A 20,573-nucleotide genomic window follows, 5' to 3' on the forward strand; every position below is an offset into this window, starting at 1 on the left:
CGCGCCGGCCGCCCGGCTGACAGCACCCGCAGACCCACCAGGACCGGCACCCCACGTGATCACCTCTTCTCCCGGCCGCTCGGAGCGGCGTACGCGTACGCCCGACGCGTACCGGCTGGTGCGCACCGGCCCGCGGCAGGTGGCCCCCCCTGTTCTGGACGCGGCCCAGCGGGCGGTGGTTGATCACACCGGCGGACCGCTGCTCGTCCTGGCCGGCCCGGGCACCGGCAAGACCACCACCCTCGTGGAGGCGGCCGCCGCCCGCGTCGAGGCCGGGACCGACCCGGCCCGCATCCTCGTCCTCACCTTCGGCCGCAAGGCGGCCGTCGAGCTGCGCGACCGCGCCGCCCTGCGGCTCGGCGGCGCCCGCGCACCGCAGGCCACCACCTTCCACTCCTTCTGCTACGGCCTGGTCCGTGCCCACCAGGACCACGAGCTCTTCGCCGACCCGCTGCGGCTGCTGTCCGGACCCGAGCAGGACGTGATGGTCCGCACCCTGCTGGAGGGCCAGCGCCGGCTGCGCTCCATCCGCTGGCCCGAGGACCTGCGGGCCGCGCTGACCACCCGCGGCTTCGCGGACGAGGTGCGCGCCGTCCTGGCCCGCGCCCGCGAGCTGGGCCTGGGCCCGCGCGCCCTCGCCGGCTTCGCCGACCGCATCGGCCGCCCCGACTGGAAGGCGGCGGCCGCCTTCCTCTCCGAGTACCTCGACGTCCTGGACCTCCAGGGCTCCCTCGACTACGCCGAACTGGTCCACCGCGCCGTCCTCCTCGCCGAGGAGACCCCGTCGGTCTCCTCCGCGTACGACGTGATCTACGTGGACGAGTACCAGGACACGGACGCCTCCCAGCTGAGGCTGCTGCGCGCGCTGAACGGCCCGGCCGGGACGCTGGTCGCCTTCGGCGACCCGGACCAGTCGATCTACGCCTTCCGGGGCGCCGACATCAACAACGTCCTCGACTTCGGGTCCTCCTTCCCGGGCGCGGAGGTCCGGGCCCTGACCGTGGGCCGCCGCTCGGGCGCGAACCTCCTGGCCGCCACCCGCCTGCTCACCGCCCGGATGCCGGTCCCGCGCCTGCCCGCCGCCGCCGTACGGGCGCACCGCGACCTCGCGCCCGCCCGCGAGGGCGGCAGCGCGGAGGTGTACACGTACCCGACGGCCGGGGCCGAGCTGGACAACATCGCCGACATCCTCCGCCGGGCCCACCTGGAGGACGGGGTGCCCTGGCAGGACATGGCCGTCCTGGTCCGCTCGGGCGGCCGCACCCTCCCGGCGATGCGCCGCGCCCTGATCGCGGCGGGCGTCCCGGCGGAGACGGACGCCACCACCACCCCCCTACGCCACGAACCGGCCCTGTCCCCCCTCCTGACGGCTCTCCGCCTCACCGCCACGGCCGCAGCCACCACACCACCACCCGCCGCCGGCCCGGCCGCAGCCCCGACCGCCACCGGCCCGGCCGCTTCCGCGTCGGCCGCCACCGGGCTGGACGCCACCGGGTTGGACGCTTCCGAGTCGGCCGCCACCGGGCTGGACGCCACCGGGTTGGACGCTTCCGCGTCGGCCGCCACCGGGCTGGACGCTTCCGTGCCGGACGGTTCCGTGCCGGGCGCCCCGCCCGCAGCCACCACCGCGTCGGCCACCGCCGGGCCGGATGCGGACCCGGACGGTTCGGCGCCGGGCGCCGCGCCGGCCGACGGGTCGGCCGCCCCCGCGCCCACCGCCGGGCCGGATGCGGACCGGGACGGTTCGGCGCCGGGCGCCGCGCCGGCCGACGGGTCGGCCGCCCCCGCGCCCACCGCCGGGCCGGATGCGGACCCGGACGGTTCCGTGCCGGGCGCCGCGCCCGCAGCCGCCGCGGCGCCGGTCGGTCCCGTCCCCGCCGTGGAGCCCGGGGGTGCCCCCGTGACCGCCGGAGGCGACGGGTGGGTCGGGGTCGAGGACGCCGTCGAGCTGCTCGGGTCGCCGCTCGGCGGGATGGACGCCGCCGACCTGCGCCGGCTCGGGCGGGCCCTGCGGGACGAGGAGCGGGCCGCCGGGGCCGCCGTGCCCGCGCCCTCCGACGTCCTGCTCGCCCGAGCCCTCGCCGAGCCCGAGCGCCTCACCGCGCACGACCCCGCGTACGCCCGCGGCGCGCAGCGCCTCGGCCTGCTCCTGCGCAAGACCCGCGAGCTCCTCCAGGGCGGCGGCACCGCCGAAGAGGCCCTGTGGACCCTCTGGGACGGCACCCCCTGGCCGCAGCGCCTCGAACGCCAGGCCCGCCGCGGCGGGCCCGCCGGCCGCAACGCCGACCGCGACCTCGACGCCGTCTGCGCCCTCTTCGACAACGCCGCCCGCGCCGAGGAGCGCACCGGCGGCCGCGGCGCGCTCAACTTCCTGGAGCAGCTCGAGGCCGAGGACATCGCCGCCGACACCCTCACCACCCGCGCCGTGCGCTCCGACGCCGTGCGCCTGATGACCGCCCACCGCTCCAAGGGCCTGGAGTGGGGCCTCGTCGTCGTCGCCGGGGTCCAGGAAGGGCTCTGGCCCGACCTGCGCCGCCGCGGCTCCCTCCTGGAGGCCGACCGCATCGGACGCGACGGCCTCGCCGAGCCCCTCACCCCCGGCGCCCTCCTCGCCGAGGAACGGCGGCTCTTCTACGTCGCCGCCACCCGCGCCCGCCACCGCCTCGTCGTCACCGCCGTCAAGGCCCCCGCCGAGGACGGCGACCAGCCCTCCCGCTTCCTCACCGAGCTCGGCGTCACCCCCAAGGACGTCACCGGCCGCCCCCGCCGCCCCCTGGCCGTCGCCGCCCTCGTCGCCGAGCTGCGCGCCACCACCGTCGACCCCGACGCCTCGCCCGCCCTGCGCGACGCCGCGGCCCGGCGCCTCGCCCGGCTCGCCGCGCTCACCGACGACGAGGACCGCCCCCTGGTCCCCGCCGCGCACCCGCAGCGCTGGTGGGGCCTGTACGAGCCCACCCGGGCCCCCGCCCCCCTCCGCGACCGCGACCGGGCGCTGAACCTCTCGCCCAGCTCCCTGGAGCAGCTCGCCGGCACCTGCTCCCTCCAGTGGTTCCTGGGCCGCGAGGTCAAGGCCGACGCCCCCTCCACCGCGGCCCAGGGCTTCGGCAACGTCGTCCACGTCCTCGCCGACGAGGTCGCCTCCGGCCGCACCCCCGCCGACCTCGCCGTCCTCATGGAGCGCCTGGACTCCGTCTGGGACGCCCTCGCCTTCGACGCCCCCTGGAAGTCCCGCCAGGAGAAGGACAACGCCCGCGCCGCCCTGGAACGCTTCCTGCGCTGGCACACCACCGACCGCGGCGGCCGCACCGCCGTGGCCACCGAGCACGACTTCGACGTCACCCTCGACGCCGGCGAGTACGCCGTCCGCATCCGCGGCTCCATGGACCGCGTCGAGGCCGACCCGCAGGGCCGCGCCTACGTCGTCGACTTCAAGACCGGCAAGCGCGCCCCCACCCGCGACGAGGTCGCCCGCCACCCCCAGCTCGCCGTCTACCAGCTCGCCGTCCGCGAGGGGGCCGTCGACGAGGTCTTCGACGGCCGGCGCCCCGAACCCGGCGGCGCCGAGCTCGTCCAGCTGCGCCAGGGCGCCGCGCAGCGCGACGGCGGCGACGGGGTCCCGAAGATCCAGGCGCAGGAGGGGCTGTCCGCGGGCAGTTCCGGCGAGTGGGTCGGCGACCTGCTGGCCACCGCCGCGGGCCGGGTCCTGGACGAACGCTTCGCACCCGCCACCGGCGAACACTGCAAGCGCTGCTCCTTCCGCAGCTCCTGCAGCGCCCTCCCCGAGGGCCGCCAGACCGTGGAGTGAGACGGCGGCCGGGAGTGTCGGCGCGGGCGGCTAGCCTTTTGAGGTGACCGCGTACGACTCCGGGCGCGCCCCCGTCCTCGACGATCCCGAGCAGCTCAAGGAGCTCCTCGGGATCCCCTTCACGCCCGAACAGCTGGCCTGCGTCACCGCCCCGCCCGCCCCCCAGGTCATCGTCGCCGGAGCCGGCTCCGGCAAGACCACGGTCATGGCCGCCCGCGTCGTCTGGCTCGTCGGCACCGGCGCGGTCGCCCCCGAACAGGTCCTCGGCCTCACCTTCACCAACAAGGCCGCCGGCGAACTCGCCGAACGCGTACGCAAAGCCCTCGCACGGGCCGGCATCACCGACCCGGAACCCTCCCCGGCCGACCCCGACGCGGCCGGCGGCGAGCCCCGCATCTCCACCTACCACGCCTTCGCCGGCCAGCTCCTCAAGGACCACGGCCTGCGCATCGGCCTCGAACCCAGCGCCCGCCTCCTCGCCGACGCCACCCGCTTCCAGCTCGCCGCCAAGGTGCTCCGCGAGGCCCCCGGCCCCTACCCCGCCCTCACCAAGTCCCTCCCCGACCTGGTCGGCGACCTCCTCGCGCTCGACGCGGAGCTCTCCGAGCACCTGGTCGAGCCGGCGGAGCTGCGCGCGTACGACACGGAGCTCCTCGGCGTCCTCGCGGACACCCGGCTCACCAACGAGGACCTGCGCAAGGCCCCCGCGGCCGTCCGCGGCCGCCTGGAGCTGCTGGAGCTCGTCGTCCGCTACCGCGAGGCCAGGCGCTCCCGCGACCTGTTCGACTTCGGCGACCAGATAGCCCTTTCCGCGCGGCTCGCCACCACCCGCCCCGAGGTCGGCTCCCTGCTGCGGGAGGAGTTCCGCGTCGTCCTCCTCGACGAGTACCAGGACACCTCCGTCGCCCAGCGGCTGCTGCTGTCCGGCCTCTTCGGCGGGGGCACGGGACACGCCGTCACCGCCGTCGGCGACCCCTGCCAGGCCATCTACGGCTGGCGCGGCGCGTCCGTCGCCAACCTCGACGACTTCCCCGAGCACTTCCCGCACGCCGACGGCAGCCCCGCGACCCGGCTCTCGCTCAGCGAGAACCGCCGCAGCGGCGGCCGCCTGCTGGACCTCGCCAACGGGCTGGCCGCCCCGCTGCGCGCCCTGCACGAGGGCGTCGAGGCGCTGCGCCCCGCCCCGGGGGCCGAACACGACGGCCTGGTCCGCTGCGCGCTGCTGCCCACCCACGCCGAGGAGCTGGAGTGGGTCGGCGACTCCGTCGCGCACCTGGTGTGGACGGGCACGGAACCGGGCGAGATCGCCGTCCTGTGCCGCTCGGCCGCCGACTTCGCCCGCATCCAGGCGGTACTGGTCGCCCGCGACGTCCCGGTGGAGGTCGTCGGCCTGTCCGGCCTCCTGCACCTGCCCGAGGTGGCCGACCTGGTCTCGGTCTGCGAGGTGCTCCAGGACCCCGGCGCCAACGCCGCCCTGGTCCGCCTCCTCATCGGCCCGCGCTGGCGCATCGGCGCCCGCGACCTGGCGCTGCTCGGCCGCCTGGCCCGGCAGCTGGTGGCCCGCCCCGACGCCTCCGCCGGCCCCGACGGCCGCCTGGCGGCGGCGGTCGAGGGCGTCGACCCGGCCGAGGTCGTCTCCCTCGCCGACGCCCTGGAGACCTTCCTGGACGGCTCGGCCGCCCAGGACCTCCCCTTCTCCGCGGCCGCCCGGGTCCGCTTCGCGCACCTCGCGCAGGAACTCCGCGACCTGCGCCGCTCCCTCTCCGACCCGCTGATGGACGTCCTGCACCGGGTCCTGACCACCACCGGCCTGGACGTGGAACTCGCGGCCTCCCCCCACGCGCTGGCGGCCCGCCGGCGCGAGACCCTCTCGAACTTCCTGGACGTCGCGGCCGGCTTCGCGGCGCTGGACGGCGAGGCCACCCTGCTGGCCTTCCTGGGCTTCCTGCGCACGGCCGCCCAGTACGAGAAGGGCCTGGACCACGCCCTGCCCGGCGGCGAGAACACGGTGAAGGTCCTCACGGCCCACAAGTCCAAGGGCCTGGAGTGGGACGTGGTGGTCGTCCCCGACCTGTGCGCGGGCTCCTTCCCGAAGGAGAAGGCCCCGGAGGCCTGGACGGCGTACCCGAAGGTGCTCCCGTACGCCCTGCGCGGCGACGCCGACACCCTCCCGGCCGACCCGGCGTGGACCTCGGCGGGCCTGAAGTCCTTCAAGGCGGCCCTGAAGTCCCACAAGGAGACGGAGGAGCTCCGCCTGGGCTACGTCACCTTCACCCGCCCCCGCTCCCTCCTGCTGGCCTCGGGCCACTGGTGGGGCCCCACCCAGAAGCGCCGCCGGGGCCCGTCGGCCTTCCTCCAGGCCCTCCACGACCACTGCGCCCGGGGCCACGGCGAGATCGAGGCCTGGGCGGACGCCCCCGACCCCGACGCCGAGAACCCGGCCCTGGCCGAGGACGCCGCCGCGGACCACTCCTGGCCGCTCCCCCTGGACCCCGACTCCCTCGCCCTCCGCCGCCGGGCCGCCACCCTGGTCGAATCCCACCTGGCCGCCCCGGCACCGGCCCCCGCGGAAGCCCCCTACCTCTGGCCCCCCGACTGCGAGGACCCGTCCTACGGGAACGAACCCCCCGACGACCTCTGGGCAGACGAAGCCATGCCCGCGGACCCGTGGGACGAAGGCCCGACCCCGCCGCACGGCGTTCCCTCCCTGCCCGGGGCCCCGGACGACCCGCGGCCCGGCGAAGCCGTGCCCGCGGGGCCGCCCCCGGCCGAGACCGGCCCGGGCGCGCCCGGCGGTGGTCCGGACGACGACCTGTGGGCCGGTGAGGCCGTGCCCGCCCCGCGGGCGGCCGGGGCCGGGGTCCGGGGCGGAGCCCCGGTTTCGGGAAGGGGCGGGGTGGGGGAATCCGGCCTCCGGCCCGAACCCGCGGCCGCCGACGACCTCTGGGCGGGCGAGGCGCCGCCCGCGGGCCCGGTCCCGGCGGAGACCGGCCCGGGCGCGCCCGGCGGTGGTCCCGACGACGACCTGTGGGCCGGTGAGGCCGTGCTGCCCGGGGACGGGGCGGGGCCCGACGGCCCGGACGGCCGCGCGCCGGAGCACCCGCACGCCCCCGCGCCGCAGGGCGCCGGGCTGACCGCCGAGGAGGCGCGGGCCGTGGCCTCCTGGGACCGGGACCTCGACGCCCTGGAGGGCGAGCTGCTGCGCGCCCGCGCCGCCGTGCGCGACGTGGAGCTGCCCGCCGCCCTCTCCGCCAGCCAGCTCCTGCGCCTCGCCGCCGACGAGCAGGCGTTCGTCCGCGACCTGGCCCGCCCCATGCCCAAGCCCCCGCAGCCCGCGGCCCGCCAGGGCACCCGCTTCCACGCCTGGGTCGAGTCCCGCTTCGACGCGCTGCCCCTGCCCCACCTCGACGTCCTCGACCCCGCCGCCGACCTCCCCGGCGCCGACCAGGAGATCGCCGACGCCGCCGACCTCGAGGCCCTCAAGGCCGCCTTCGAGCGCAGCGAGTACGCCGAGCGCACCCCGTACCGGATGGAGGCCCCCGTCCAGCTCACCCTCGCCGGCCGGGTGATCCGCGGCCGGATCGACGCCGTCTACCGCAACCCCGACGGCTCGTACGAGGTCGTCGACTGGAAGACCGGCCGCACCACCCAGGCCGACCCCCTCCAGCTCGCCGTCTACCGCCTCGCCTGGGCGGAAGCCACCGGCACCCCCCTCGACCGGGTCGCCGCCGCCTTCCTCCACGTCCGCAGCGGCCGTGTCATCCGCCCCCGCGACCTCCCCGGCCGGGAGCGTCTTGAGCGGATCCTCCAAGGCACATCGGGCACGGACGGTGCCCACCAGGCGGACGGCTAGGCTCGTGGCCATGAGCGAAACCCCGGACAACGTCGTCCGCACGTACATCGACACGCACCGCACGGCCTTCCTCGACGACCTGGCCGAGTGGCTGCGCATCCCGTCCGTGTCGGCGCAGCCCGAACACGCGGGCGACGTACGCCGCAGCGCCGAATGGCTCGCCGCGAAGCTGAAGGAGACCGGCTTCCCGGTCGCCGACGTCTGGGAGACGGCCGGCGCCCCCGCCGTCTTCGCCCACTGGCCGGCCGCCGACCCGGCCGCCCCCACCGTCCTCGTCTACGGCCACCACGACGTCCAGCCCGCCGCCCTCGCCGACGGCTGGCACACCGAGCCCTTCGAGCCCGTCGTCAAGGACGGCCGGATGTACGGGCGCGGCGCGGCCGACGACAAGGGACAGGTCTTCTTCCACACCCTCGGCGTCCGCGCCCACCTCGCCGCCACCGGCGCCGGGGCCCCCGCCGTGCACCTCAAGCTCCTCATCGAGGGCGAGGAGGAGTCCGGCTCCCCGAACTTCCGCGCGCTCGTCGAGGCCCGCGCCGCCGAGCTCGCCGCCGACGTCGTGATCGTCTCCGACACCGGCATGTGGTCCGAGACCACCCCCACCGTCTGCACCGGCATGCGCGGCGTCGCCGACTGCGAGATCGACTTCCACGGCCCCGACCAGGACATCCACTCGGGCGCCTTCGGCGGAGCCGTGCCCAACCCGGCCACCGTCGCCGCCCGCCTCGTCGCCGCCCTGCACGACGAGGACGAGCGGGTCACGGTCCCCGGCTTCTACGACGGCATCACCGAGCTCACCGACGCCGAGCGCCGGCTGATCTCCGAGCTGCCCTTCGACGAGGCCGAGTGGCTGCGCACGGCCAAGTCCCACGCCGCCGCCGGCGAGGCCGGCTACTCCACCCTGGAGCGCGTCTGGGCCCGCCCCACCGCCGAGGTCAACGGCATCGGCGGCGGCTACCAGGGCCCCGGCGGCAAGACCATCGTCCCCGCCTCCGCCCACCTGAAGCTTTCGTTCCGCCTGGTCTCGGGGCAGGACCCGTACGAGGTCGAGGCCGCCGTACGGGAGTGGGTCGCGGCCCGCGTGCCCGCCGGCATCCGGCACTCGATCACCTTCGGCGCGCCCACCCGCCCCTGCCTCACCCCGCTGGACCACCCCGCGCTCCAGTCCGTCGTGCGCGCCATGGGCCGCGCCTTCGGGCAGCCGGTCCGCTTCACCCGTGAGGGCGGCTCGGGACCGGCGGCCGACCTCCAGGACGTCCTGGGGGCGCCCGTCCTCTTCCTCGGGATCTCCGTCCCCTCCGACGGATGGCACTCCCCGAACGAGAAGGTCGAGCTGGACCTGCTCCTCAAGGGCGTCGAGACCGCCGCCCACCTGTGGGGCGACCTCGCCGAGAACTGGGCCCCGCCCGCGCCCGTCGCGGCGGGGGCCGCCACCGCCTGACCGCACGCCCTGACCGCACGCACCCGCGTCCGTACGCCTGCCTTGTCCCATCCACCGGGGGAGTTGGAAGTACCCGTGAGCACGCACACCGAGCGCCCACTGTCGCTCACCGCGCCCAGCGACATAGACCGCGCCGCGCACCACCGCCTCGACGAGGCCTGGCTCGCCGCCGCCTGGAGCCACCCGACGACCCGCGTCTTCGTCGTCTCCGGCGGCCAGGTGCTGATCGACGACACCCCCGACGGCGGCACCGGCATCGTGATGACCGCGGCCTTCGAGGCCCCGGCCACCGAGACCCACCGCTACTTCCTGGGCACCGACGAGGACGGCGTACGGTACTTCGCCCTGCAGAAGGACTCGCTGCCGGGCCGCATGGACCAGTCGGCCCGCCCCGCCGGGCTCCGCGAGGCCGGCCTGCTGCTGTCCCCGCGCGACGCCGGGCTGATGGTGCACGCGGTCGCGCTGGAGAACTGGCAGCGCATGCACCGCTTCTGCTCCCGCTGCGGCGAGCGCACGGTGGTCGCGGCCGCCGGGCACATCCGCCGCTGCCCCGGCTGCGGCGCCGAGCACTACCCGCGCACCGACCCGGCGGTGATCATGCTGGTCACCGACGAGCAGGACCGCGCGCTGCTGGGCCGCCAGGTGCACTGGCCCGAGGGCCGCTTCTCCACGCTGGCCGGGTTCGTGGAGCCCGGGGAGTCGATCGAGCAGGCCGTCGTCCGCGAGGTGTGGGAGGAGGCGGGCGTGCGGATCGGCGAGGTCGAGTACGTCGCCAGCCAGCCCTGGCCCTTCCCGTACAGCCTGATGCTGGGCTTCAACGCCCGCGCCGTCAGCTCCGAGATCACGGTCGACGGCGAGGAGATCCAGGAGGCCCGCTGGTTCTCCCGCGAGGAGCTGGCCGAGGCGTTCGAGTCCGGCGCGGTCGTCCCGCCGTCGGGGATCTCGATCGCGGCCCGGCTCGTCGAGCTCTGGTACGGCCGGCCGCTGCCCAAGCCCGCGCCGTAACGTCCGTCACACGCGGAAGGCCCCCGCCTCGGCGGGGGCCTTCCGCTACCGCGGGCCGGGCGGCCGTCAGACCGCCAGGGCCTGCTTGACCTGGGCGAGGCTCGGGTTCGTCATGACGGACTCGTTGCCGGCGGAGGACTTCACGAGCACGGTCGGGACGGTCTGGTTGCCGCCGTTGGCCTGCTCCACGAACTTGGCGGACTCGGGGTCGAGCTCGATGTTGATCTCGTTGTACGCGATGCCCTCGCGGTCCAGCTGCGTCTTCAGCCGACGGCAGTAGCCGCACCAGGTGGTGCTGTACATCGTGACCGTGCCCGTGTCCTGCATGCTCGCTCCTCTGTGAGGTCTGGGGGAACCGGAGCCCCGCCCGGTCCGAGTACTCGAACGTACGCCGCCCCCGGGCCATTCCCGGCCGCCGCCCGGTATGACCCATCCGACAACCTGCCCGGTCCTGTGGACGGATTTCCCGGCCGCCCCACCCGACCTGGCAGCATGTTGGGGTGACAGCAGCAACGCACTTCCCCTCGTTCCCGGCCGGCCCGGGCACCGGCGCGGCCGACGCCGACGCCGTGCTCCTGGGCCTCGACCCGGAGCAGCGCGAGGTCGCCACGACCCTGCGCGGCCCGGTGTGCGTGCTGGCCGGAGCCGGTACCGGCAAGACCCGCGCGATCACCCACCGGATCGCGTACGGGGTCCGCTCCGGGCAGCTCATGCCCGCCAGCGTGCTCGCCGTCACCTTCACCAACCGCGCCGCCGGGGAGATGCGCGGCCGGCTGCGCGCCCTCGGCGCCGGCGGTGTCCAGGCGCGGACCTTCCACTCCGCCGCCCTGCGCCAGCTCCAGTACTTCTGGCCCAAGGCCGTCGGCGGCGACCTCCCCCGGCTCCTCGAACGCAAGATCCAGTTCGTGGCCGAGGCCGGCGCGCGCTGCCGCGTCCGCCTCGACCGGGGCGAGCTGCGCGACGTCACCGGCGAGATCGAGTGGGCCAAGGTCACCCAGACCGTCCCCGCCGACTACCCGGCCGCCGCCCTCAAGGCGGGCCGCGAGGCCCCCCGGGACACGGCCGAGATCGCCCAGATCTACAGCACCTACGAGCAGCTCAAGCGCGACCGCGGGATGATCGACTTCGAGGACGTGCTGCTCCTCACCGTCGGCATCCTCCAGGACCGGCACGACATCGCCGAGCAGATCCGCGCCCAGTACCAGCACTTCGTGGTCGACGAGTACCAGGACGTCAGCCCGCTCCAGCAGCGGCTGCTGGAGCTGTGGCTCGGCGAGCGCGACAGCCTCTGCGTCGTCGGCGACGCCAGCCAGACCATCTACTCCTTCACCGGCGCCACCCCCGACCACCTGCTCGACTTCCGCACCCGCTACCCCCGCGCGACCGTCGTCAAGCTGGTCCGCGACTACCGTTCCACCCCCCAGGTGGTCCACCTCGCCAACGGCCTGCTGGCCCAGGCGCGGGGGCGGGCCGCCGAGCACCGGCTGGAGCTGCTCTCCCAGCGCGAGCCCGGCCCCGACCCGGTCTACGCCGAGTACCCCGACGAGCCCGCCGAGGCCGAGGGCGTCGCCCGCCGGGTCCGCGACCTGATCGCCGCGGGGGTCCCGGCCGGAGAGATCGCCGTGCTCTACCGCATCAACGCCCAGTCCGAGGTCTACGAGCAGGCCCTCGCCGACGCCGGGGTCCCCTACCAGCTGCGCGGCGCCGAGCGCTTCTTCGAGCGGGCCGAGGTCCAGAAGGCGGTCCTCGCCCTGCGCGGAGCCGCCCGCTCCGCCGGCAACGACCCGCTGCTCGACGACGTCGTGGAGCTCGGCTCCCAGGTCCGGGCCGTGCTCAGCTCCACGGGCTGGACCGCCGAGCCCCCCACCGGCTCGGGCGCCGCGCGCGACCAGTGGGAGTCGCTGGCCGCGCTGGTCCGCCTGGCCGAGGACTTCGCCCGCAGCAGGCCCGGCGCCGGCCTGGCCGAGCTCACCGTCGAGCTGGACGAGCGCAGGGCCGCCCAGCACGCCCCGACCGTCCAGGGCGTCACCCTCGCCTCGCTGCACGCCGCGAAGGGCCTGGAGTGGGACGCGGTCTTCCTCGTCGGCCTCACCGACGGCATGGTCCCGATCACCTACGCCAAGACCGACGAGCAGGTCGAGGAGGAGCGCCGGCTGCTGTACGTCGGGGTCACCCGTGCGCGGCTGCACCTGACGCTCTCCTGGGCGCTCTCGCGGGCTCCGGGGGGCAGGGCCTCCCGCCGCCCCAGCCGCTTCCTGAACGGCCTGCGGCCGGGCTCGGCGGCCCCCGCGGCGCGGACGGGTGCCCCGGCCGAGCGCGGGGCCCGCAAGCGCGGCAGCCGGGGGCCGGCGCTGTGCCGGGTCTGCGGCAGGACCCTGACCGAGGCCGGGGACATGAAGCTGATGCGCTGCGGGGACTGCCCGTCCGACATGGACGAGGGCCTCTACTTGCGGCTGCGCGAGTGGCGGGCCGGCCAGTCGAAGCTCCAGGGGCTGCCCGCGTACTGCGTCTTCACGGACAAGACGCTGATGGCCATCGCGGAGGCCGCGCCCTCCGAGCCGGGCGAGCTCTCGATGATCCCTGGAGTCGGCGGCCGCAAGCTCGACCGGTACGGGGCCGACGTCCTGGCGATCTGCGCAGGCCAGGAGCCTGAGGGCGAGGATCCTGACGACGCGTAGAAACTCGTCGGAAAAATAGTTTGCACATGCCGCACGGATCCCCATAGGTTCTTAGCAACGGAAACGGTGGCTTCTCCGAAGCCCCGGATCCGTGCTGTACTTATCCGAATACGCATGGGACAGGCCCTCGGGCCCGGTCCCCGAGACGCCGAGAGGAGGCGAGACCAGTGACCAGCTTCATGACCTTCACCAAAATGACCGATCGCTCGGTCGACGCTTCCTGCCTGCTCGGTTCCGTCTCCCTCCGGGGCACCGGTCTGTCCGCGATTTCCGCCGGCAAGCCCGCCCTGCTGGCGACCCTTCCGGTCAGCGAGCGCAACGAGCGACCGACCAAGGCACTGGTGGCAGTAGCGGAAGCCCGGCAGGCGCATGGCGCCTATGGCTTCGCGGCCGCAGCCGGTGCCGCCAATGCCGGATCCACGACGCAGCAGACGAAGACGAAGCAGCAGCACCACCTGATGTGGGCCTTCCGCGGGCTCGAACCCTGGAGTGATCCAGCCTGATCGCATGATCAGGCCGGCGCCTTCAGGGCCGCGGAACCCCACCCGGGATCCGCGGCCCTTCTGTTTGTCCCCGACCGGGGACGACGGAGCGAAGGGGCCTCGGGACTGGCAGGACCAGGTAGCAGCCGCCACCCGGCCGACCGGCCGGAACGACTAGCCGAACAAGACGAGGAAGAGACAACCGTGCAACTCGAAGCGCACGCCCCGTCCACGACCCAGACCCGAACGATCTCCCCGCCCGCAGTCCCGGAGGACCCCGCCTTGACCCCCCTCACCGCGCTCACCGCGCTCGACGACGCCATCGAGAACCTCGGCGTCCCGGTACCCTGCCGCACCTTCGACCCCGAGGTCTTCTTCGCCGAGTCCCCGGCGGACGTCGAGTACGCCAAGTCCCTCTGCGGCACCTGCCCGCTGGTCGAGGCCTGCCTCGCCGGCGCGAAGGAGCGCCGCGAGCCCTGGGGCGTCTGGGGCGGAGAGCTCTTCGTCCAGGGCGTGGTCGTGGCCCGCAAGCGTCCCCGCGGCCGCCCGCGCAAGAACCCGGTTGCTGCGGCATGACCGCCCTCGGAACCATCGACCGCCCTCTGACGCACGACCCCTTGAAGCAGGCCCCCATGTCCCCTCACGCCACCACGAGCGAGCAGCCGAACGGCTCCGCCACCGCAGACTTCATCACCACCGGCGCGATCACCTCGCGTCAGAACAGGACCCGCGAAATGCAACTCATCCCAGAAGCCCTGGCCCGTGCGCATATGGACGACCGGCTGCGCGAGGTGGACGCCCAGCGTCACGCCGTGCGCCTGGTCACCGCCCGGCGCATGCAGCGCAAGGCCGAGCGCGTTTCCCTGCGCGCCCGGCGTGCGCTCGCCATGGCCGTCATGCACTGACCGTCCCGCACCGGGCCGGAAACCGGCTCGAAGGCGGCATGAAGACGGCTTGAGCACCGCCGCAGCCGGCCGAACCCGGCAGGCTGCGGCACTCCCCGGAGGGACCGGTCCGAACGGACCGGTCCCTCCGGTGCGTTGCGGGGCCCGGCGCGGCCCGCCGGGGATATCGTCTGGTGGTGGACCAGCCGAATCCCCACCCCGCCCAGCGGGGACCCGAGGACCAGCCCGTCGTCTGCGCGCGCTGCGGCGCCCGCTCCCCGAACGGGGCCCCGCCCACCTGGACCTGCTCCGTGGAGAACGGGACCAGACAGTACTTCTGCGTCGACTGCGCGCGCGCCAACCTCCGGGCGATCGAGGGCCGGCTCGACTCCTCCTGGTGGTGACGCCCGCTCAGCCGGCCGCCCCCGCCCCACCGCCCGGACGGGCGCTCAGTCCTCGGCAGTGAACCCGGGCAGCCAGGCGTCGAGTTCGTCCCGCAGCCGCACCGTCGCACCCAGCTGGCACAGCACCCCGATGGTGCTGAGCGTCACCCGGTGGATCAGCAGGTAGGACGGCGGCAGGTTGATCTGCCGCCCCAACTGGTGGGCGGGGGAGCGGGGATCGGCGATCCGCGCCGCCTGCCCGCGCAGCCACGACCGGGTGAAGGTGAACTCCTCCGCCTCGGCGGGCTCGATGATCGGCTTGAGGTAGTCGAGCACGGCGTCCGGGTCGAGTTCGATGGACTCCTTCACGAACCCCTCGGCGCACAGGTGCCCGTAGACCCCCTCGGCGTCCCCCTCCAGGGTCATCCGCAGCGACCGGCCGATCGGCTTGGGCCAGCCGCCCGGCAGCCGGTCCACCGTGCCGAAGTCCAGCACGCCCAGCCGCATCCGGCCGTCCGCCCCGGATATGAGCCGGAAGTTCCCCGGGTGCGGATCGGCGTGCAGCAGCCCGGTGCGCGCGGGACCGGAGAAGAGGAAGCGGGTCAGCAACTGGCCGGCCCGGTCGCGCTCCTCCCGCGTGCCGTCGGCGATGACCTCCGACAGCGGCGTCCCCTCCAGCCACCCGGTCACCAGCACCTGGTCGCCCTGGTGCACCACGTCCGGGACGACCACGTCGTCGTCCCCGTCGAAGGCGTCCGCGTGGGTGCGCTGCGCCTCGGCCTCCAGCTCGTAGTCCAGCTCTTCCGCGACCCGGTCGCGCAGCTCGGTGATCAGCGGCTTGACGTCCATGCCCGGGATGAGCGGGCCCAGCAGCCCGGCGAACCGGCCCAGCTGCTTGAGGTCCGACAGCAGTGCCTCCCCGGCCCCCGGGTACTGGACCTTGACCGCCACCTGCCGCCCGTCGTGCCACACCGCCCGGTGCACCTGTCCGATCGAGGCGGCCGCGGCCGGCTTGTCCTCGAACTCCTCGAACAGCTCCCGCCAGTCCTCGCCGAGCCGCTCCGCGAGCACCTGGTGCACCCGCGCGGCCGGCAGCGGAGGGGCCGCCTCCTGCAGCTTGGTCAGCGCCGCCCGGTAGGGCCCGACGACCTCCTCGGGGAGCGCCGACTCGAACACCGAGAGGGCCTGCCCGAACTTCATGGCACCCCCCTTGAGCTCGCCGAGCGTACGGAACAGCTGTTCGGCGGTGCGCTGCTGGAGCTCCCGGGCCACGATCTCGGCGGACTTCCCGCCGATCCGCTTCCCCAGCCCCCAGGTGGCCCGTCCCGCGATGCCGAGCGGCAGTGCGGCCAGCTTGACCGTACGGGTGACCGCCTTCCGGGGAAGATCAGACATACGCCCCTCCAGTTCCCAGACTGCTGTGCCGCGAGCGGCGGTTCGGGGCGCCCCTCGGCCCCCGACGCATCCTGCCATGGCCGTCCCGCCCACCGGACCGGGGCTCCTCCCGGGGCTCCGGCGGGAGTCAGGCCGCTCACGACCGCACCGCCCCGGGCTCCGCCGCCGGCACCGCCGCCGCGCACGGGCAGTCCGGGTGCGGGTCCAGCCCCGAGCGCTCCCAGTGCAGGGCGGGCAGGGCGGCCTCCCAGCGGGAGCCGGTGGAGGCGGGGAGCCGGCCGTCTAGGAAGGCCAGGGCGTGGGCCGCGGCCAGGCCGGCCACCGCCGTGGACAGCCCCAGATCGCAGGCGGCCCGCTCCCGGCGCCGGTGCGCCGACCGCCACTGGACCAGCATCCGCGGCCAGGCCGGATCCCGGTCGACGCGCTCGCGCTCCATGCACCCGGCGCAGGCCGTCACCCCCGGCAGCACCAGCGGACCGACCAGCCCCGTCCCCTCCAGCACCCCCGCGTACAGGTGCGGGACGCCCGTCGCCACCCAGTCGGCGGCCGTGGCCGGATCGGGCGCCCATGCCCGCAGGCCGTCCCGGGGCGCGACCACCACCAGCGCGACCTCCGGCCCGGGCCCCCCGGCCTCGCCCTCGCGCGGAGCCCGCCCCGGGGCCGCGTCGCGGACGAGCGCTCGGGCGGCCTCCGCCCGCAGCCGGCCCACGCTCCCCGGGCCCAGCCCGCCCGGAGCCACATCGGCCGCCTCCACCCGCCCCCCGTCGAGCACCTCGACCCGGCCCACCCCGGCCCCCGCCAGCACGGCGGCGATCAGCGCCCCCACCCGGCCGCTCCCGCGCACCCGGACCCGTATCGCCCGGCGGGCCGCGACCCCGCGCAGGTCGCCCCCGGGCTCCGGGTGCACCAGGGAGAGCGAGCCCAGATCGGGCCCCAGCCGCTCCAGTGCCTCGGGCCGGCTCCGCACGGCCTGCGCCGGCGCGCCCCCCGCCGTGGCGTCGTCGATCAGCCCGGCCCCCGCGAGCCGGCGGACCAGCCCGTCCGCCAGACCCTCCGGCAGTCCCATGCCCCGGGCCTCCGCACGCAGCAGCTCCATGCCGCGCGTCCCGTCGATCCGGTCGATGAGCGAGCCCGTGGCCGTGTCCACCGGGCCGAGCACCACCGCATGCGCCGGCGTCACCCCGAACTGGACCGTCTGCAGTTCCCGCCACGCCCGCGCAAGCGCCGGCTTCACCCTCGGATACATCGCCGCCTCCTCCTTCTGTCCCCGCACCGTCCGCCGCCGTTCCCCGGTGTTCCTCCGTCACGATGCCCGCCCGCCGCGACGGGTGCGGAGCTTTGTCCACAGGCAGGGGGTATCGGTCGTATGAGATGAATGCGAGAGGGATGCGTGCGGGGGGGGCGGGGGGCGTCCGCGGGGGGATCCTGTTCGAACCGCGGACGTGCGGGACGCCCGCCGCGGCGACCGGGTACCGTCGGGGCGTGCCCGCCGACCCCTCCCAGCGCGCCGTCGAAGTACGCCGGAGCGCCCGCCGCCGCAGGACCGTGTCCGCCTACCGCGAGGGCGACCGGACGGTCGTCCTGATCCCCGCCCGCATGTCCGAGGCGGAGGAGCGGCGCTGGGTGGGCGTCATGCTGGACAAGCTCGCCGCCCAGGAGAGCAGACGGACCCTCGGCGACACGGAACTCACCGAGCGCGCCGGGCGTTTGTCCGAGCAGTACCTCGGCGGACGCGCCCGCCCCCGTTCGGTCCGCTGGGTCACCAACCAGAACACCCGCTGGGGTTCCTGCACCCCCGCCGAAGGCAGCATCCGGCTCTCCCACCGGCTCCAGGGGATGCCGGAGTACGTCGTCGAGTACGTGCTGCTGCACGAGCTGGCGCACCTCCTCGTCCCGGGACACGGCCCCCGCTTCTGGGAGCTGCTGGAGGCGTACCCGAGGACCGAGCGGGCCCGCGGCTTCCTGGAGGGAGTGGTCGCGGCCGAGCGGCTGCCCCGGATCCCGGCCGCCCGGGAGGAGTGACCTCCCGCGGGCAAGCGATTTGTACCGGGTCGGTACCGGCTTGCCCGGATGTCGTCCGGAGCCGTTAGCCTGAGCGGCACACAACCGCGGGTACGCATCCGGCGGCACACGATCACGCGGGCGAGCAGCCGCACACGCACACTCGGGACGGGGGACGGTCGGACGTATGGCCAGGGAATTCCAACGCGGCCACAAGGCCAGGATCAGTGACCTGACGGCGGGTACCGATCTGTACGTGGGCGTCCAGATCGCCGGGCCCGGACTCACCTTCGACATCAGCTGCTTCGGCCTCGACGCCGACGAGCGCCTGTCGGACGACCGCTACTTCGTCTTCTACAACCAGCCGAAGTCGCCCGAGGAGTCCATCCAGCAGCTCGGCGCGCAGGCCGGGGACACCGAGTCGTTCCGGGTGACCCTCGACCACGTGCCCGCGTCCATCCACAAGCTCTCCTTCACCGCCACCCTCGACGGCGACGGACAGATGTCGCAGATCGGCCCCGGCTACATCCGGATCGTGGCCGGCGGCGAGGAAGTCGTCCGCTACTCCTTCACGGGCGCGGAGTTCAGCACCGAGCGCGCCCTGATGATCGGCGACTTCTACCGCAAGGACGTGTGGCGCTTCGCCGCCGTCGGCCAGGGCTTCGACGGCGGGCTCGCCGCGCTCCTGGAGAACTTCGGCGGCGAGGTCGCCGAGGAGGACGGGCAGCCGCAGCAGCAGGCCCCGGCCCAGCCGCAGTCCGCCGCCCCGGGCTTCGCTCCGCCGGCCCAGGCGGCCGCGCCGGCCCCGGCCCCCACCCCCTCCTACGGCGCCCCGGTCCACCAGCAGCAGCCGCCGCAGGCCCCCGCGCCGTACACCCCGCCCCAGCAGCAGCCCCAGCAGCAGCCCCCGGCGCCCGTGCACTCGGCCCCGACCATGGTCGGCCCGCTGACCCCGCCCGCCCCCGCGGCCCCGTACGGCCAGCCGCCCCACCCGCCGCAGCAGCCCGGCCCGCCCTCGTACGGCGGCCGCCCGCAGCAGCAGCACGGGTACGGCGCCCAGGTCCCGCCCCCGGGACCGGCCCCCGCCCCCTACGGCCAGCCGCCGCAGCCCTCCCACGGCGGCCAGGTCCCGCCCCAGCAGCAGGGCTACCCCCAGCAGCAGGGCTACGCCCAGCCCGGCCAGCCCCCGTACGGCCAGCAGGCCCCCTACGGCCAGCAGCCCCCGGCCCCCTACGGCCACCCGGCCGCCCCGCAGGCCGGACCGGGCCTCGCCGCCGCGCTCCAGCTGTACAAGGAGGCCCCCACGGGCGCCCGCTGGACCGCGCAGAACCACCAGCTCATGCGGGTCGACCTCGCGGCGGGCGGCGGCCAGCCCGTCCTCGCCCGCCAGGGCAGCATGGTCCTCTACCAGGGCAAGGTCGACTTCAGCTACAAGGGCGCGGGCTTCGCCGGCCGCATCGTCGGCAACGCCACCGGCCAGGAGATGCAGCTGATGCGCTGCACCGGCCGCGGCCAGCTCTTCCTCGCCGAGAACGGCGCCCACCTGCACGCCATCGAGCTCCAGGGCGACGGCATCTGCGTCTCCTCCGAGAGCGTCCTCGCCTTCGACGAGTCCCTCCAGCACGAGGTGCGCCGCATCGAGGGCCACGGCATCCCCGGCGGAGCCCTGTTCACCATGCTCTTCCAGGGCACCGGCACCGTGATCGTCAAGACGCACGGCACCCCCGTCGTCCTGCCCGTCACCCCGACCACCTTCGCCGACAGCAACGCCATCGTGGCCTGGTCGGCAGCCTCCCAGGTGATCGTTTCCAGCCAGGTCCGGCTGCGCCGCAACGCCTACCCCGGCCACAGCGGGGAGACCGTGAACCTCCAGTTCCGCGGCGCCCCCGGCAACTTCATCGTCGTCCAGCCGTACGAGGTCTGAGGGAGCCCGACATGAACGCCATGAACCCCATGAACCAGCAGCTCGCGGGCTACGCCCCGACCCCCGTCACGGCCCGCATGGAGAACCACGGTTCGGCCATGCTCAAGGTCGCCATGCAGAGCGGCCAGGACCTCTTCGCGCGCACCGGCTCGATGGTCGCCTACGAGGGCTTCGTCCAGTACGAGCCCAACCCGCCGGCCCTGCGCCAGATGGCCTCGCAGTGGCTCACCGGCGAGGGCGCCCCGCTGATGAAGTGCACCGGCGACGGCCTGCTCTACCTCGCCGACTACGGCGCGAACGTCGTCTGCATCAACCTCAACAACGACGCCCTCTCCGTCAACGGAACCAACCTGCTCGCCTTCGACGCCCACCTCCAGTGGGGCGTCGAGCGGGTCAAGGGCATGGCGAAGTTCGCCGGCCAGGGCCTGTTCAACGTCCAGATCTCCGGTACCGGCTGGGTCGCGATCACCTCGCGCGGCACCCCCATCGTGGTCGACTGCGGACGCGGCGAGGACGAGACGTACGTCGACCCCGACGCGCTCGTCGCCTGGTCCCCGAACCTCAAGGTCAAGGGCAAGAGCAGCTTCAAGGCCTCGTCACTGATCGGCCGGGGCAGCGGAGAGGCCTACCAGATGGCCTTCTCCGGCCAGGGCATCGTCGTCGTACAGCCCAGCGAGGACAGCACCGACCGGCTCCGGACCCGGGGCTGAGGGGGAGCGGAC

General features: G+C 75.1%; 15 protein-coding genes. 12 read left to right on the forward strand and 3 right to left on the reverse strand.

The window, feature by feature from the left end; translation table 11 throughout:
- Positions 1-58 precede the first annotated feature (58 nt).
- From ACIRBY_RS08605 to nudC, 4 genes are all read left to right on the forward strand, one after another.
- Entirely contained in the window at positions 59-3,805 is a 3,747-nt protein-coding gene (locus ACIRBY_RS08605; protein WP_403898259.1) for a UvrD-helicase domain-containing protein, read from the forward strand.
- Positions 3,806-3,848: 43 nt separating this feature from the next.
- Positions 3,849-7,658, forward strand: a complete 3,810-nt coding sequence (locus tag ACIRBY_RS08610; RefSeq protein WP_403897930.1) for a UvrD-helicase domain-containing protein — start codon at positions 3,849-3,851, stop codon at positions 7,656-7,658.
- A gap of 10 nt (positions 7,659-7,668) precedes the next feature.
- Entirely contained in the window at positions 7,669-9,099 is a 1,431-nt protein-coding gene (locus ACIRBY_RS08615) for a dipeptidase (RefSeq protein ID WP_403897933.1), read from the forward strand.
- Between the two features lie 63 nt (positions 9,100-9,162).
- Positions 9,163-10,104, forward strand: coding sequence for an NAD(+) diphosphatase (gene nudC / locus ACIRBY_RS08620; RefSeq protein WP_403897935.1), 942 nt, complete (start codon positions 9,163-9,165; stop codon positions 10,102-10,104).
- Positions 10,105-10,170: 66 nt separating this feature from the next.
- Here the strand turns inward: nudC and ACIRBY_RS08625 are convergent, their stop codons facing one another.
- On the reverse strand, positions 10,171-10,431 hold the full coding sequence (locus ACIRBY_RS08625) for a mycoredoxin (RefSeq protein WP_045949161.1): 261 nt from the start codon (positions 10,429-10,431) through the stop codon (positions 10,171-10,173).
- 134 nt (positions 10,432-10,565) lie between these two features.
- Between ACIRBY_RS08625 and ACIRBY_RS08630 the strand changes: the two genes are divergently transcribed.
- From ACIRBY_RS08630 to ACIRBY_RS08650, 5 genes are all read left to right on the forward strand, one after another.
- Positions 10,566-12,782, forward strand: a complete 2,217-nt coding sequence (locus ACIRBY_RS08630) for an ATP-dependent DNA helicase UvrD2 (protein ID WP_403898262.1) — start codon at positions 10,566-10,568, stop codon at positions 12,780-12,782.
- Positions 12,783-12,949: 167 nt separating this feature from the next.
- Positions 12,950-13,285 (forward strand): hypothetical protein, encoded by a 336-nt coding sequence (locus ACIRBY_RS08635; RefSeq protein ID WP_403897938.1) that lies wholly within the window; start codon positions 12,950-12,952, stop codon positions 13,283-13,285.
- A 183-nt stretch (positions 13,286-13,468) separates the two neighbouring features.
- Positions 13,469-13,840 (forward strand): WhiB family transcriptional regulator, encoded by a 372-nt coding sequence (locus ACIRBY_RS08640; RefSeq protein ID WP_403897940.1) that lies wholly within the window; start codon positions 13,469-13,471, stop codon positions 13,838-13,840.
- Complete coding sequence (locus ACIRBY_RS08645; protein WP_403897942.1) at positions 13,837-14,169, forward strand: hypothetical protein; 333 nt, start codon at positions 13,837-13,839, stop codon at positions 14,167-14,169. Before ACIRBY_RS08640 ends, ACIRBY_RS08645 begins: the two co-directional genes overlap by 4 nt.
- A gap of 176 nt (positions 14,170-14,345) precedes the next feature.
- Positions 14,346-14,552 (forward strand): hypothetical protein, encoded by a 207-nt coding sequence (locus ACIRBY_RS08650; RefSeq protein ID WP_042813622.1) that lies wholly within the window; start codon positions 14,346-14,348, stop codon positions 14,550-14,552.
- Between the two features lie 45 nt (positions 14,553-14,597).
- On the opposite strand, the gene ACIRBY_RS08655 is transcribed toward ACIRBY_RS08650, so the two are convergent.
- Together ACIRBY_RS08655 and ACIRBY_RS08660 are read right to left on the reverse strand one after the other, a co-directional pair.
- Positions 14,598-15,926, reverse strand: a complete 1,329-nt coding sequence (locus ACIRBY_RS08655) for an ABC1 kinase family protein (RefSeq protein WP_403897946.1) — start codon at positions 15,924-15,926, stop codon at positions 14,598-14,600.
- Positions 15,927-16,062: 136 nt separating this feature from the next.
- On the reverse strand, positions 16,063-17,172 hold the full coding sequence (locus ACIRBY_RS08660) for a ThiF family adenylyltransferase (RefSeq protein ID WP_403897949.1): 1,110 nt from the start codon (positions 17,170-17,172) through the stop codon (positions 16,063-16,065).
- Between the two features lie 140 nt (positions 17,173-17,312).
- Here ACIRBY_RS08660 and ACIRBY_RS08665 point away from each other — a divergent pair, with 140 nt between their 5' ends.
- The 3 genes from ACIRBY_RS08665 to ACIRBY_RS08675 all read left to right on the forward strand — a co-directional run bounded on the left by ACIRBY_RS08665 (position 17,313) and on the right by ACIRBY_RS08675 (position 20,561).
- Complete coding sequence (locus tag ACIRBY_RS08665) at positions 17,313-17,948, forward strand: M48 family metallopeptidase (RefSeq protein ID WP_403897952.1); 636 nt, start codon at positions 17,313-17,315, stop codon at positions 17,946-17,948.
- 166 nt (positions 17,949-18,114) lie between these two features.
- Positions 18,115-19,851 carry a TerD family protein gene (locus ACIRBY_RS08670; RefSeq protein ID WP_403897954.1) on the forward strand — a complete coding sequence of 579 codons (1,737 nt, stop codon included), beginning with the start codon at positions 18,115-18,117 and terminating at the stop codon, positions 19,849-19,851.
- A gap of 29 nt (positions 19,852-19,880) precedes the next feature.
- Complete coding sequence (locus ACIRBY_RS08675) at positions 19,881-20,561, forward strand: AIM24 family protein (protein ID WP_403898264.1); 681 nt, start codon at positions 19,881-19,883, stop codon at positions 20,559-20,561.
- Positions 20,562-20,573: the final 12 nt, after the last annotated feature.

The organism is Streptomyces sp. NPDC096136, from assembly GCF_044763325.1.
Taxonomy (GTDB): Bacteria; Actinomycetota; Actinomycetes; order Streptomycetales; family Streptomycetaceae; genus Streptomyces.